Origin of the sequence: Pseudomonas abietaniphila, assembly GCF_039697315.1 — a bacterium.
Lineage (GTDB): Bacteria > Pseudomonadota > Gammaproteobacteria > Pseudomonadales > Pseudomonadaceae > Aquipseudomonas > Aquipseudomonas abietaniphila_B.
In genome coordinates, this window is record NZ_CP155619.1 from 6,517,987 (window position 1) to 6,531,564 (window position 13,578).

14 protein-coding genes are annotated in these 13,578 nt (G+C 60.3%); 11 read left to right on the forward strand and 3 right to left on the reverse strand.

The annotated features are described in order from the left end of the window. The first annotated feature begins 46 nt into the window (after positions 1 to 46). Complete coding sequence (locus ABDX87_RS28880; protein ID WP_346830949.1) at positions 47 to 1,318, forward strand: gallate dioxygenase; 1,272 nt, start codon at positions 47 to 49, stop codon at positions 1,316 to 1,318. Here the strand turns inward: ABDX87_RS28880 and ABDX87_RS28885 are convergent. Then, positions 1,279 to 2,517 carry a LysR family transcriptional regulator gene (locus tag ABDX87_RS28885; protein WP_346830950.1) on the reverse strand — a complete coding sequence of 413 codons (1,239 nt, stop codon included), beginning with the start codon at positions 2,515 to 2,517 and terminating at the stop codon, positions 1,279 to 1,281. The two genes, ABDX87_RS28880 and ABDX87_RS28885, sit on opposite strands and share 40 nt — an antisense overlap. 116 nt (positions 2,518 to 2,633) lie before the next feature. Here ABDX87_RS28885 and galB point away from each other — a divergent pair, with 116 nt between their 5' ends. From galB to ABDX87_RS28900, 3 genes are read left to right on the forward strand one after another with little or no spacing between them, the layout of a single operon-like run. Further along, positions 2,634 to 3,374 carry a 4-oxalmesaconate hydratase gene (gene galB / locus ABDX87_RS28890; protein WP_346830951.1) on the forward strand — a complete coding sequence of 247 codons (741 nt, stop codon included), beginning with the start codon at positions 2,634 to 2,636 and terminating at the stop codon, positions 3,372 to 3,374. Continuing rightward, complete coding sequence (locus tag ABDX87_RS28895; RefSeq protein ID WP_346830952.1) at positions 3,371 to 4,087, forward strand: 4-carboxy-4-hydroxy-2-oxoadipate aldolase/oxaloacetate decarboxylase; 717 nt, start codon at positions 3,371 to 3,373, stop codon at positions 4,085 to 4,087. Before galB ends, ABDX87_RS28895 begins: the two co-directional genes overlap by 4 nt. A gap of 3 nt (positions 4,088 to 4,090) precedes the next feature. Further along, entirely contained in the window at positions 4,091 to 5,167 is a 1,077-nt protein-coding gene (locus ABDX87_RS28900; protein ID WP_346830953.1) for a 4-oxalomesaconate tautomerase, read from the forward strand. 91 nt (positions 5,168 to 5,258) lie between these two features. On the opposite strand, the gene ABDX87_RS28905 is transcribed toward ABDX87_RS28900, so the two are convergent. Further along, on the reverse strand, positions 5,259 to 5,795 hold the full coding sequence (locus ABDX87_RS28905) for a cytochrome b (RefSeq protein ID WP_346830954.1): 537 nt from the start codon (positions 5,793 to 5,795) through the stop codon (positions 5,259 to 5,261). Positions 5,796 to 5,969: 174 nt separating this feature from the next. On the opposite strand from ABDX87_RS28905, the gene ABDX87_RS28910 reads away from it, so the two are divergent. From ABDX87_RS28910 to ABDX87_RS28940, 7 genes are read left to right on the forward strand one after another with little or no spacing between them, the layout of a single operon-like run. Continuing rightward, the gene (locus ABDX87_RS28910; protein ID WP_346830955.1) at positions 5,970 to 6,647 is read left to right on the forward strand and encodes a thermostable hemolysin; all 678 of its coding nucleotides are present in this window, start codon (positions 5,970 to 5,972) and stop codon (positions 6,645 to 6,647) included. After that, entirely contained in the window at positions 6,637 to 8,118 is a 1,482-nt protein-coding gene (locus ABDX87_RS28915; RefSeq protein WP_346830956.1) for an AMP-binding protein, read from the forward strand. Before ABDX87_RS28910 ends, ABDX87_RS28915 begins: the two co-directional genes overlap by 11 nt. Continuing rightward, complete coding sequence (locus ABDX87_RS28920; protein WP_346830957.1) at positions 8,115 to 8,804, forward strand: TenA family transcriptional regulator; 690 nt, start codon at positions 8,115 to 8,117, stop codon at positions 8,802 to 8,804. The genes ABDX87_RS28915 and ABDX87_RS28920 overlap by 4 nt, the downstream gene beginning before the upstream one ends. Further along, positions 8,791 to 9,600 carry an SDR family oxidoreductase gene (locus tag ABDX87_RS28925; RefSeq protein WP_346830958.1) on the forward strand — a complete coding sequence of 270 codons (810 nt, stop codon included), beginning with the start codon at positions 8,791 to 8,793 and terminating at the stop codon, positions 9,598 to 9,600. Before ABDX87_RS28920 ends, ABDX87_RS28925 begins: the two co-directional genes overlap by 14 nt. Next, entirely contained in the window at positions 9,597 to 10,238 is a 642-nt protein-coding gene (locus tag ABDX87_RS28930; protein WP_346830959.1) for a tetratricopeptide repeat protein, read from the forward strand. Before ABDX87_RS28925 ends, ABDX87_RS28930 begins: the two co-directional genes overlap by 4 nt. A 10-nt stretch (positions 10,239 to 10,248) precedes the next feature. Beyond that, positions 10,249 to 10,911, forward strand: a complete 663-nt coding sequence (locus ABDX87_RS28935; RefSeq protein ID WP_346830960.1) for a response regulator — start codon at positions 10,249 to 10,251, stop codon at positions 10,909 to 10,911. Next, a complete protein-coding gene (locus ABDX87_RS28940) occupies positions 10,908 to 12,311 on the forward strand; it encodes an ATP-binding protein (protein ID WP_346830961.1) in 1,404 nt (467 codons plus the stop codon). Before ABDX87_RS28935 ends, ABDX87_RS28940 begins: the two co-directional genes overlap by 4 nt. Before the next feature lie 86 nt (positions 12,312 to 12,397). On the opposite strand, the gene ABDX87_RS28945 is transcribed toward ABDX87_RS28940, so the two are convergent. Next, entirely contained in the window at positions 12,398 to 13,441 is a 1,044-nt protein-coding gene (locus tag ABDX87_RS28945) for a zinc-dependent alcohol dehydrogenase (RefSeq protein ID WP_346830962.1), read from the reverse strand. Between the last annotated feature and the right edge of the window lie 137 nt (positions 13,442 to 13,578).

Below are 13,578 nucleotides of genomic sequence, written 5' to 3' on the forward strand. Positions count from 1 at the left end.
GACAACAGGCGCAACTCGATTACACGTTCTTTGAGGAGACATGAACATGGCGCGAATTATCGGCGGACTGGCCGTCTCGCACACACCCACCATTGGCTTTGCCGTTGACCATGAAAAGCAAGAGGAAGCTGCCTGGGCGCCGATCTTCCAAAGTTTCAAGCCGATCAAAACGTGGCTGGAGCAAAAGCAGCCAGACGTGTTGTTCTACATCTTCAACGATCACATCACCTCATTCTTCTTCGATCACTATTCCGCGTTTGCGCTGGGCGTGGACGATCGTTATGAGGTGGCCGACGAAGGGGGTGGCAAACGGGACCTGCCTGCCATCGGTGGACACGCGGCGCTGTCTCGGCACATCGGCAACAGCCTCATGGCGGATGAGTTCGACATGTCGTTTTTCCGCGACAAGCCGATCGATCATGGATTGTTCTCCCCAATGTCAGCGCTCATGCCTTTCAAGGACGGCTGGCCGGTTGAGGTGGTTCCTCTTCAGGTCGGTGTGTTGCAGTTCCCGATGCCCAGCGCCAAACGCTGTTACAACCTTGGGAAAGCATTGCGCCGTGCGATCGAGAGCTATCCCGACGAACTCGACGTTGCGATCGTCGCCACCGGGGGCGTATCCCATCAGGTCCACGGCGAGCGATGCGGGTTCAACAACCCTGAATGGGACGCGCGATTTCTTGACCTCTTCGTCAATGCCCCCCAGCGCCTCACTGAAATCACGCTCGCCGAGTATGCGGAGCTCGGCGGCATGGAAGGCGCCGAGGTCATCACCTGGCTGATCATGCGAGGCGCGCTGTCGGCCAATGTCACGACGCTGCATAAGGATTACTATCTGCCCTCAATGACAGGCATTGCCACCCTGCTGCTCGAGAATCGGGCAGGCACAGCGCCGATGAACGTGCATGAGCGCCACCGCGACCACATCAACCACCAGTTGGCGGGCATTGAGCGACTTGAAGGCACTTACCCTTTTACCCTCGAACGCAGCCATAAGGCTTATCGTCTCAACCGTTTTCTACACCGCCTGATCGACCCGGCCTGGCGCGAACGCTTTCTGGCTCAGCCACAGGCCCTGTTTGAGGAGCACGCGCTGTCTGAGCAGGAAGCGCGGCTTGTGCAGTCGCGGGACTGGCGAGGGCTGATCCACTACGGTGCGATCTTTTTTCTGCTGGAGAAGTTGGGCGCTGTGGTGGGTGTGTCCAACCTGCACATCTATTCCGCCATGAAGGGGCTGACCCTGGAGGCGTTCCAGAAGACGCGGAACCAGCAGGTCACCTATTCGGTGGCTGGCAAGCCACCTGGCACGTCTTCATGACGGCCGCTGGCAATGTCCTGTGCGACCTGCCGTATTTTCTCGATGAGCACCTGCGCTGCCGGTGAATGCAAGCCATGGGTTCGGTAGATCAAGCCAATGGCCCGATGGGTCTGCTCCAGCTGCAGATTCAGACGCTGCAGCTCACCCGAGGCCAGTTCGTACTCCAGCTGATGCTCTGACACGATCGCCAACATGTCCGAACGCATCAGCAGTCCTCTGATGATCGCCATGTCGCCTGTTTCAACAACCGGTTCGGGTGGAGCGCGGTGCAGCGATGCGAAATGGGCATCAAGGAGCAGGCGAGCAGGCGTGTCCGCGCGCGGCATGACCCATCGGGCGGTATCCAGGTCATCCATCGTGACGCGGCGCTCCAGCCACGGATGACCTCTTCTGCCGAGGATCACCATCTCTTCGGTCAACAGTTTTTCTCCGTGCAGGTCGGTGGCATAGTCCTGAGCCCTGAGGGCGCCAAAAACGAAATCCACATCGCCCGCGCGCAACTCCAGTGCCAGTAAATTGAAAGGACTTTCATTGGTGGCCACCTGCACATGAGGGTGGTCGGCGAGGAGGCGCACGATCGCCTCCGGCAGGATTCGCGTGCGTCCCAACGGCAGCGCGCCCACCGTTACCACTCCCTGCAACGAACCTTTGATGGCTGCGACATCGGCCCGGATATGGCGTAAGTCATTCAGGGCGCGGCGCACAGGATAGAGGATCTCCTGGCTGGCACGTGTAGGCTGCAAACCCCGTGCGGTTCGCTCGAACAAGGTCTTGCCTGCGCCGTCCTCCAGGACTTTGAGCGCGGCGCTGATAGCGGGCTGGGTGAGGTCGAACGAGCGCGCCACCGTTTGCATGTGCTGGGTTTCGCAAAGCTTGACGAATATCTGCAACCGACGGGTGTGCAGCAGGTAGAGTGGTTCGTGGGGCGCATGACCGAGCATGGCGGGAATCGATTCCAGCTCGCTCATAACCCTCCTCGCCCTCGGCAGGATGGCCTTGCCATAAGGCGTCAGCAGCATGCCACTGGCGTGTCGTTCGAATAGGGGGACATCGAGACTGGCTTCAAGGTCACGGATGGAGCGCGTGACCACCGACTGCGCCCGCAGCAATGCGTCTGAGGCTCGTGACACGCTGCCGTGCTCCGCAATCCGGATGAACGCGCGAACCTGCATCAAGTGCAATAACGGTGATGTTGCCATGAGCGCTTCAAAGCCTTCTTATAAATAAAAGGTATGCGTGCCCAAGCCTTACGCATTACTCCTGCCAAGGCAAGCCTGTCAGGATTCATGGAAATCAATAAGGGAGTCGTCCCACCATGAATCACCCCATCAAAAAAAGCGGTCTGGTCGTCAGCGCACATTCGGCAGATTTCGTATGGCGCGCAGGCGGCGCCATCGCACTGCATGCGGCCCAGGGTTACGACATGCATATCGTCTGCCTTTCGTTCGGTGAACGCGGTGAGTCGGCCAAGCTATGGCGAAAAGGCCCACACATGGATGAGGACACGGTCAAGGCGGCGCGTCGTCAAGAAGCCCAGGCAGCGGCGGATATCCTCGGCGCAAGCGTTGAGTTCTTCGACATCGGCGATTACCCGATGCGCGCAGACAAGCAAACCCTGTTCCGTCTTGCAGATGTCTTCCGCCGCGTGCAACCCGAGTTCGTCCTTAGCCACTCCCTCAAGGACCCTTACAACTACGACCATCCACTGGCTGTCCATCTGGCCCAGGAAGCACGCATCATCGCTCAGGCCGAAGGCTACAAGCCGGGCCAGAAGATCGTGGGCGCCCCACCCGTCTACAGTTTCGAGCCGCACCAACCCGAACAGTGCGAATGGCGGCCGGACGTGCTGCTGGACATCACGTCCGTGTGGGACAAAAAGTACGCAGCGATCCAGTGCATGGCCGGTCAGGAACACTTGTGGGAGTACTACACAAGGGTGGCCCTGCAACGTGGTGTTCAGGCCAAGCGCAACATTGGCATTACCGCCACTCGGGACATCCTCTACGGCGAGGGTTATCAGAGCATCTTTCCGCGCGTGACGGAGAATCTGGGATGAGCCACCTGGTAGGCAAAACCGGAATCGTCGTGCGCAACATCAAGCGCGCCGACAGCCGACTGATCGACGAGCTTCCGCGCTACGGGGTGGCGACGGTTCATGAAGCGCAGGGCCGCAAGGGGTTGCTCGCTTCCGGCATTCGCCCGATCCAGCAAGGTGTCGTCATGAGCGGTTCGGCGGTGACTGTCATGGTGGCGCCAGGTGATAACTGGATGTTCCATGTGGCCGTCGAACAGGCTCGACCGGGCGATGTCCTGGTGGTTGCACCCACCTCACCCTGCACCGATGGTTATTTCGGGGACCTCCTCGCCACATCCCTCCAGGCTCGCGGGGTCCGCGGGTTGATCCTCAACGCCGGCGTTCGGGACACCGCCACGCTACGAGAAATGGGGTTCCCTGTCTGGTCCCGCGCTGTGTACGCGCAGGGTACGATCAAAGAAACGTTAGGTTCGGTGAATGTTCCGGTGCTGTGTGCCGGCCAACTGGTCAATCCCGGCGATATCGTGCTAGCCGATGATGACGGCGTCGTCGTGGTACGGCACGATGAGCTGCAGCGCGTGATCGAGGCCAGTCGCAAGCGCGCCGACCTTGAGGAACAGAAACGCCTTCGCCTGGCCGCAGGCGAACTGGGTCTTGATATCTATGCCATGCGCGCGCGTTTGCAGGAGAAGGGGCTGCGGTATTTCGACAGACTTGAAGACGTGGAGGATTGACCCGTGGTGCCGTCTCGTATTCCTTGCCTCTTGATGCGCGGTGGCACATCGAAGGCCGCGTATTTTCTGGCAGACGACTTACCTGCCGAGGGCGAACTCCGCGATCGGGTCCTGCTCGCCGCGATGGGTTCGCCGGACCCACGGCAAATCGACGGCTTGGGTGGTGCAGACTCATTGACCAGCAAAGTCGGCATCATCAGAAAATCCAGTCGCCCCGGCGTTGATGTCGACTACCTGTTCGCTCAGGTTGTCGTCAACGAGCCTCGTGTGGATTACGGCCAGAACTGCGGGAACATTCTGGCCGGTGTCGGCCCATTTGCTGTGGAGCGAGGGCTCGTCACCGCCCAGGAGGATAGAACCTCGATCAGAATCCACATGGAGAACACAGGCCAGACGGCGACGGCCATCGTCGAAACCCCCGGGGGCAACGTGCGCTACTCAGGGGATGTCAGCATCGACGGTGTGCCGGGCACTTCCGCAGCCGTCGTCGTCGAATTCGAGGACATCGCCGGCTCCACTTGCGGAGCACTGTTGCCTACGGGAAGTGCGTCTGACCGCATTGACGGTGTTGAAGTGACGTGTATCGACAACGGCATGCCCGTGGTGATTATTCGCGCGAGCGACCTGGGTTGCACAGGCTATGAACGTTGCATTGACCTGGATGCCAATACCGACATCAAGCACAGAATGGAGTCGATCCGGTTGCAGGCTGGCGTGCTGATGAATCTCGGCGACGTCAGCCAGCGCACCATCCCGAAAATCGTTCTCGTTGCGCCGGCCGTCAACGGCGGTGCCATTTGCAGCCGTAGCTTCATTCCCCACAAATGCCACACGTCTATTGGTGTATTCGGCGCCGTCAGTGTCGCCTCGGCCTGCCTGATCGAGGGGACTGTGACGGATGGCCTGGCGAACGTCACCTCGGCGGATACGCAGCAGTTATCGGTCGAACACCCGACTGGTGAGTTCAGCGTGCGGCTACGTCTGCATCTCGGGCGGGTTATCGGTTGCGGGCTGGTACGCACCACCCGGCTGATTTTCGACGGTGTCGTGCATATTTCTGAAACGGCGTGGCGCCTGTAGAGATGAAGCCAAGCTCGAAGTCTTGGGTCCTTCAGCTTTCCCCGCAGACAACCGCACACGTCTTTCCAAACGGAAGTACGCCTGACCAAGCCTAGCGCGGCAGCATACGTCTGAGGGTGTTGTCCCGTACGTAATAGTGATGGAACAACCCGGCGGCAGCATGCAGGCCGATCAGCCAGTAACCGAGATTGCCCAGCCACTCGTGCCATCCCTTGATCTGCTTCGCAAGTGCCGGATCCAGGGTGATAGGCGCAGGCATGAAGAACTCGAAATAAGGCATCGGTTTGCCCCCCGCCGCCAACATCAACCACGCGAGGACGGGCGTGACGATCATCAGCGCATAAAGCGCTGCGTGCATCGCATGCGACAACCCGGTCTGCCAGGCGGGCGGCGTCGGGCTGATGGCGGGGGCTTTATTCATCAGTCTGCCCAGCAGGCGAATCCACACCAGTGCAAAGATGGAAAGACCGAACAGGCCGTGAAAGCCAAGCGCAGCTGAACGCAACGTGCTGCCGCGCTGCGCAAGTCCTTTGAGTTGGATGCAGGCGTACACGCCCACAAACAGCGCGAGCATTAGCCAATGCATATAAATCGAGAGCTTCGCGTAACGGGGGGATGATGGATTCATGCCGAATACTCGTCAGTTGGATCACAGGTAGGCCTTGAAGGCGTGAGGAATGTGCAGCAGTTGCCTTAAGGAAATCTGAAGGTGCCCGGTCCATTCATTTTTCTCACCTTCAGACTTCATTAAGAATCGGCCCTGATACTTCTCACCATTCGCCACTGGGGAGGAGCCTCGCCCATGCAGGGTCTGGACTGGAATATCTGTTTACCGTTTAGCTTCGGCAACGCCGCGGCCCCCACACTGTCGCTTAGCCGCGCGTTGGTTCAGGAGCCGCTGCGCGCAGAGTTCGAAGCCTTTATCCATCAGCGCTTTCACAAAGCCCACAACGCCGAAATCAACCACTTCATGCCGGAACTGTTCGGGCTCAACGATGAAGCGGGCACGCTGTGTGCCGTTGCAGGTGTGCGCAAAGCGATGTCGGGCCCTCTGTTTCTGGAGCACTACCTGGATGAGCCAATTGAACGGGCCATAGAAGCTCACGCGGCCAGACCCGTTGACCGCCAGGGCATTGTCGAGGTGGGCAACCTGGCCGCTAGCACACTGGGGAGCGCGCGATTGAGCATCATCACGGTCACCTGGTTACTGGCGATGGGCGGTCTGGAATGGGTGGCGTTTACGGGCAATGCCGGGCTGGTCAACAGCTTCAACCGTCTTGGCCTGCGCCCCGTCACCTTGTGCCCGGCAGACCCGATGCGCCTGGGCGAGGAGCGACACGCATGGGGCAACTACTACGACACCCAGCCCCACGTCCACGTCGGGGATATACGCTCCGGCTTCCTGCATTTGAGTCATAGCGGCGTGTTCGAGCGATTTGGCCTTCCCCTGACCCTGGAGCAGAACTGCCATGTCGCCTGAACTGACCGCGTTTCGCCTGCGGATCTCCGATCTCGCCCTTGAGCAGCCTCATGCCTACGCCCTGTGGGGCGATGATCTCAAACTTGACTATGCCGAGCTGGATGCCGAAATCCGGTTGCGCCAGCAGGTGCTGAAAGACCTCGACGCCAAGGTGGTCGCGCTAGCCCTCGACAATGGTCCCGACCTGCTGATCTGGGACCTGGCGATTCTTTTCGAAGGGCTCGCCTGCGTTGCCCTGCCCCCGTTTTTCAGCGTCGCTCAGCGGCTCCACTGCCTTGATCAAAGCCAGGCCGATCTGGTGATTGCCGAATCGCACTATGAGGAAGAGCTGGAACACGCGGGGTTCAGGAGCCATGAAGGATTTTGGGTTCGCCAGGTGCCCCAGCCCTCTCCGCTCCCGGTGGGCACGGCGAAACTCACGTTCACGTCGGGCACCACCGGCACGCCCAAAGGCGTCTGTCTGAGCGCACAAAGCGTATTGTCGGTCGCCCGCGAACTGTATCGCGCCAGTCAATCGCAACAGCCTCGTCATCACCTTTCGTTGCTGCCTCTGGCCATCCTGCTGGAAAACATCGGCTGCTATGCCGCGCTGTATGCAGGCGCCATGCTGAGTGTGCCCAGTCAGCGCGCAGTGGGCATTCAGGGCGCCAGCGGCGTGGACTTGCCTCGCCTGCTTTCCACGCTGAAAACGCGAAATCCGCAGAGCATGATTCTGGTGCCGCAACTGCTGTTGCTGTTGGTCAGCGCTTGCGAAATCGGCGCGTTCAATGCCAGTGAGTTGCGGTTCATCGCTGTGGGCGGCGCCAAGGTCACCCATGAATTGCTACTGCGGGCCGAGTCCGTGGGCATTCCTGTTTACGAAGGCTACGGGCTTTCCGAATGTGCATCGGTCGTGGCGCTGAACCGGCCCGGGGCGCATCACCCCGGCAGCGTCGGCCAGCCGCTCCCGCATGTGCAGATCCGCCTGGCAGAGGACGGCGAAGTCCTGATTGCAGGCGCTGGCATGCTCGGCTACCTGGGCGATACCGATGGCGTTCCCGAGTGGTGGCCGAGCGGCGACCTCGGTGAGTTCGACGCCAACGGCTATCTCTACCTGCACGGACGTAAAAAACACCAGTTCATCACCGCCTACGGGCGCAACGTCAACCCCGAATGGGTCGAGGCCGAACTGACCCAACGGGGTCGGATCGCTCAGGCGTTCGTCTACGGCGAGGCCATGGCCCACAACCACGCCCTGCTCTGGCCTGCCCGACCCGAGACCACCGACCTGCAGATCGCCGACGCCGTCGCCCTCGCGAATCAAGCCCTGCCCGACTACGCCCGTGTTCACAGCTGGACACGGCTTGAGCAGCCGTTCACCACGGGCAACGGCATGGCCACGGCGAACGGGCGACCGAAACGCGACGCCATCCTGGCGCATTACCGACATCACTTCATCGAGCCCACGCGAGCCGAGGACGTTCAATCATGAGTTTTTTCCAGACGCTGCAAGACGAAACACGTACCGAACGCGAGACGCTGTTCAACCTGCCCATCATTCAGCAGGCTCTGTCCGGAAACGTCACTTTGGACAGTTACCGTGCATTTTTGGCGCAGGCCTATTACCACGTTCGCCACACCGTGCCATTGATGATGGCGTGCGGCGCACGGCTGCCCACTCGCCTGGAGTGGCTGCGCGGTGCTGTCTGCGAATACATCGAAGACGAGTACGGGCATGAGCAGTGGGTTCTCAACGACCTGCGGGCCTGCGGTGCGGATGCCGAAGCGGTGCGCGACGGAGCGCCAGGCCTGCCTATCGAGCTGATGGTCGCCTACCTCTACGACCTGATTGCCCGGGGTAATCCGGTGGGCCTGTTTGGCATGGTCAACGTGCTCGAAGGCACCAGCATCGCACTGGCCACACACGCTGCGGGCAGCATTCAGCAGCGCCTCGGCCTTCCATCCACTGCGTTCAGTTACCTCAGCTCCCACGGCAGCCTCGACGTCGGCCACATGGAAACCTATCGCAAACTGATGGACCGCCTGGAAGACCCGGACGACCGGGCAGCGGTGATCAAGGCCTCAAAAGTAGTGTACGGGCTATACACCGAGATGTTCAGGCAATTGCCCGCCGCGACGACAGAACCTGAAAAGGAATCCACCCATGCGTCTCTCTGAAGCCAGGGTGGTCCTGACCGGTGCCAGCGGCGGTATCGGCATGGCCATTGCCGAAGCGCTGTGCAGCCATGGCGCAGAGGTGCTGGCTGTCTCTCGTCATCGCGAGCCGCTGATGCCCTTGCAGGCGCAATACCCCCACCTGCTGCACTGGGTGAAAGCCGACCTGACCACCCACGAAGGCCGGCAGCATGTGCTCATGACCGCGCAGGCGATGGAAGGCATCAACCTGCTGATCAATGCCGCCGGCGTTAATCATTTCGCCATGCTGGAACAACTGCCGGGCCGTGAAATCGACGCGATGCTCAACATCAACCTCCACGCGCCCATTTTGCTCACCGGGTTGATGTTACCGATGCTGCGCAACGCACAACGCGCCATGGTTGTGAATGTCGGCTCGACCTTTGGCTCCATCGGCTACGCCGGATATGCGACATACTGCGCCAGCAAATTCGCCTTGCGCGGGTTTTCCGAGGCGTTGCGCCGTGAGTTGGCGGACACGCGGGTCGGGGTGCTGTACGTCGCCCCGCGCGCGACCCGCACGACCATGAACAGCCCCGCAGCACGCGCCCTGAACTCCGCCCTCAAAAGCAACGAGGACGATCCGCAGATCGTCGCCGCTGCGGTCGTCAGCGCCATTGTCGGCAATCAGCGCGAACTGTATCTGGGCTGGCCGGAACGTTTCTTCGTGCGACTCAACGGTCTTCTGCCTGCGGTGGTGGATCGTTCCCTGCGCAAGCACCTCCCGCTGATTCGCAAGCTCAGCAATACGCCTTTTGAAGAGAAACCCAAACCATGAAAAAAACACTGCTTGCCCTGCTTGCACTCTTGAGCGTGCCTGCCTGGGCGCTGGATGCACCCGACCAACAGCGTCTGTCTGCCATTCAACAGGAATGGGCGCACATCCAGTACCAGTTGCCTGAAGACCAGCGCGTTGCGGCGTTCGAAAAGCTGGCGTCCGAATCATCGGCCTTCACTCAGCAACGCCCCAATGCCGCTGAAGCCTGGATCTGGTCAGGGATCGTCACCAGCAGTTGGGCAGGTGCTCAAGGCGGTCTGGGCGCGCTGAGCAAGGTCAAGCAGGCCAAGGCCGACCTGGAAAAAGCCATGACCCTGGACCCCAATGCCTTGCAGGGTTCGGCGTATGCAAGCCTGGCCGCTTTGTACGATCGGGTGCCGGGCTGGCCCATCGGCTTTGGCGATGCAGACAAAGCACAGACGCTGTTGGAACAGGCTTTAAAAATCAACCCGAACGGCATAGACCCGCTGTATTTCTGGGGCGACCATCTGTTTCGTCAGGGGCACTATGCTCAAGCCAAAGAGGCGTTGGAAAAGGCCTTGCAAGCAGCCCCACGCCCCGGCCGCGAAGTGGCCGACAGTGGACGACGCAAGGACATTCAGCTATTGCTGGTCGACGTGAACAAAAAACTGAAATAACGGAGCGGTCATGCGTTTGCTGTTGATCGAAGACGATGTCGCATTGGGCGAAGGCATTCACCAGGCATTGAGCCGTGAGGGTTACACCGTCGATTGGGTCAAGGACGGAGCCAGCGCGCTGCATGCGTTGCTGAGCGAAGGGTTTGATCTCGCGATTCTCGACCTCGGCTTGCCCAAGCTGGACGGCTTGACGGTACTGAAGCGACTGCGCGAAAGCGGATCGGCTCTGCCCGTGTTGATCCTGACCGCTCGCGATGCCACCGAAGATCGCATCGCCGGGCTGGACGCAGGCGCTGACGACTACCTGATCAAGCCGTTTGACTTGTCCGAACTCAAGGCGAGGTTGCGGGCATTGCTGCGGCGCAGTGCCGGTCGCGCCCGGGTGGTCATCGAACACGCGGGCATCAGCCTGGATCCGACCAGCCAACAGGTGACTTACCAGAACGAACCAGTGTCCTTGACGCCCAAGGAGTACCAGCTCCTGTATGAACTGCTGTCGCCACCGGGAAGGGTGATGACCCGCGAACGCCTGATCCAGCTGCTCTACGGCTGGAATGAAGAAGCCGAGAGCAATACGCTGGAGGTGCACATCCATCACCTGCGCAAGAAGTTCTCCACGGAGCTGATTCGCACCGTTCGCGGCGTGGGTTATCTGGTGGAGGATCGTCCTTGACCTCGATTCGCCAGCGTACGCTGACGCTGATACTTGGTTTGGTCATCGTCGGATTGCTGATCCTGACAATGGCCAATGTCCACGACAGCAATCACGAAATCGCAGAGGTCTACGACGCCCAACTCGCCACCAACGCCCGGTTGCTGCAGGGCGTGATGCGCATGCCGCTCGCTCGCCAGGAGCATGCTCAACTGTACCAAGCGTTCAATCAGGCATTGGGACAGGCGGTCCCGAGAGTCGACGGGCATCCGTACGAGAGCAAGATTGCGTTTCAGGTGTGGGACTTGCAGGGCAATCTGCTGGTCCACACGCCCAGCGCACCTACGCTCACCCATGCCCCGCAGTACACCGGGTTCAGTGATATCGATGACCTGGGCAAACATCAGTGGCGTACATTCGTCCTCAAGGACGAACAACACAATCTGCTGATCTGGGTCGGAGAACGTGACGATGTGCGTTCGGACCTGGTCAATCGCATCGTGCGGCACACCGTACTGCCCAACCTGATAGGAAGCCTGCTGCTGATGGCGGCCATCTGGCTGGCGATCGGCTGGGGCCTCAAACCGCTAGCGAACCTCGCCGCGATCTTGCGCGGCCGCCATCCTGGCTCTCTGGAGCCGCTTCAACTGGCGCCTTTGCCCAGTGAACTCGAACCCATGCAAGCCGCGCTTAACCGCTTATTGGGGCAAATTCAGGATGTCTTGAGCCGTGAACGTCGGTTCATCGCCGATGCCGCCCACGAAATGCGTACGCCACTGGCCGTGTTGCGCGTGCATGCGCAAAACGTGCTGGAAGCCCACAATGAAGCGCAGCGGCGTGAGTCTCTGAATTACCTGATTGTCGGCGTTGACCGCACGACACGACTGGTCAATCAGCTGTTGACCATCGCTCGGCTGGAACCCAATGCAGGGCTCCCGAATACGACGCGCACCGATTTGGTCAAAGTGGTTCGCGACAGCCTGGTGCAGCTGACGCCCTGGGTATTAAGCCGAGGCCTGGAACTCTCCTTTGAATGCAGCGAGCAGGCGTACGTCGTCAAGACAGACGTCTCCGCCATCGACATCGCCTTGCAAAACCTGGTGACCAACGCCGTGAATTTTTCGCCGTCGGGAGGCCAGATCACGGTCACCCTTCGGTTCTCCGGGAAGCGCTTCCAGTTGGCCGTCACCGATCAGGGTCCGGGTATCGACGAAGCAGAGCGTGAAAGGCTTTTCGAACGCTTTTACAGTCGCGCCAACGATCAGGGCGTTGGACTGGGCCTGACCATCGTGCAGGCCGTCGCCGTACGCCTGGAGGGTGAAATCCGGCTTGAGAATGTGTCGCCACACGGGCTGCATGCCGTGATGGACATTCCCCTCCATGCACACGCGGATGACCCGGGCACACCCGCGGGCGTGTGATCGTTGGCGATCTGAAGCTTTGTCGGGACAGCATCCAACACTGCCTCAGCGCCGAACCCTGCCCGCGAAGATAAAGCCATTGACCTTCAACGCCCTGTCGCGGCTGGAAACTCGATCACGATACGGCTTGCAACGCCGCCGTGCTCAAGCCGTTCCAAGACCTCATTGATGGCGGAAAGCGGCTGCAGTTCGACATCTGCCTTGACCTTCCCCGCCGCAGCGAACGCCAGTGCCTCGGCCATGTCCTGGCGGGAGCCTACGAACGAACCGCGAACGGTGATGCAGTTGGCCACGACGTCGAACAGCGGCATCGGAAACTCTCCCGGCGGCAATCCCACCAGCACACAAGTGCCGTGTTTGCGGGTCATTGCGACGCCTTGCCGGAACGCACTCAACGAAGGCGCAGTGATCAGCACGCCATGGGCACCTCCGCCCGTCGCAGCCTTTACGGCCTCGATGGCGCCATCATCCAGCGCGTTGACCATCGCGTCGGCCCCCAGGCGTTGCGCGTGGGCCAGTTTTTCGGCATCTACATCCACCGCACACACCTGTAGCCCCATGGCCTTGGCGTATTGAACAGCCAGATGCCCCAACCCTCCCACGCCGGATATCACCATCCACTGGCCCGGTCTGACCGACGCTTCCTTGATACCTTTATAGGAGGTCACGCCGGCGCAAATGATAGGAGCGGCTTCGCGTGCTTCCAGCCCGGCAGGAATATGCGCGACATAGTCCGGGTCCGCGAGGATGTACTCCGCAAATCCGCCATTCTGGGTATAGCCGCCAAATTCCGCTTCGGCGCACACGGGTTCTTGTGCGCTGAGACAGTATTCACAATGGCCACACGCCGAATAGAGCCACGGCATGCCGACGCGTTCTCCCATCTGGACGCTGGTGACCCCTGCCCCGATCGCAACCACTGTCCCGATGCCTTCGTGCCCGGGTACGAACGGTAGCGAGGGTTTGACCGGCCAATCCCCTCGCGCCGCATGCAGATCGGTGTGGCAGACCCCGCAGGCTTCCGTTCTCACCAATATCTGTCCTGCGCCAGGCTGCGGAATCTGCAGTTGTCGCAATACCAAGGGCCTATCAAACGATTCGACGACCGCTGCCTGCATCGTGGTGTTCATCAACTGCTCCTTTCGCAAGACTTATTAACCGATGGTCAGTCTCCCCCTGTGCGGACAGGCCATATTGATCTGGATCAGAAACAAAGGACATGGGTGGCGTAAACAGACGATGCCACCCCCATTTCTGGCGGGTAAAT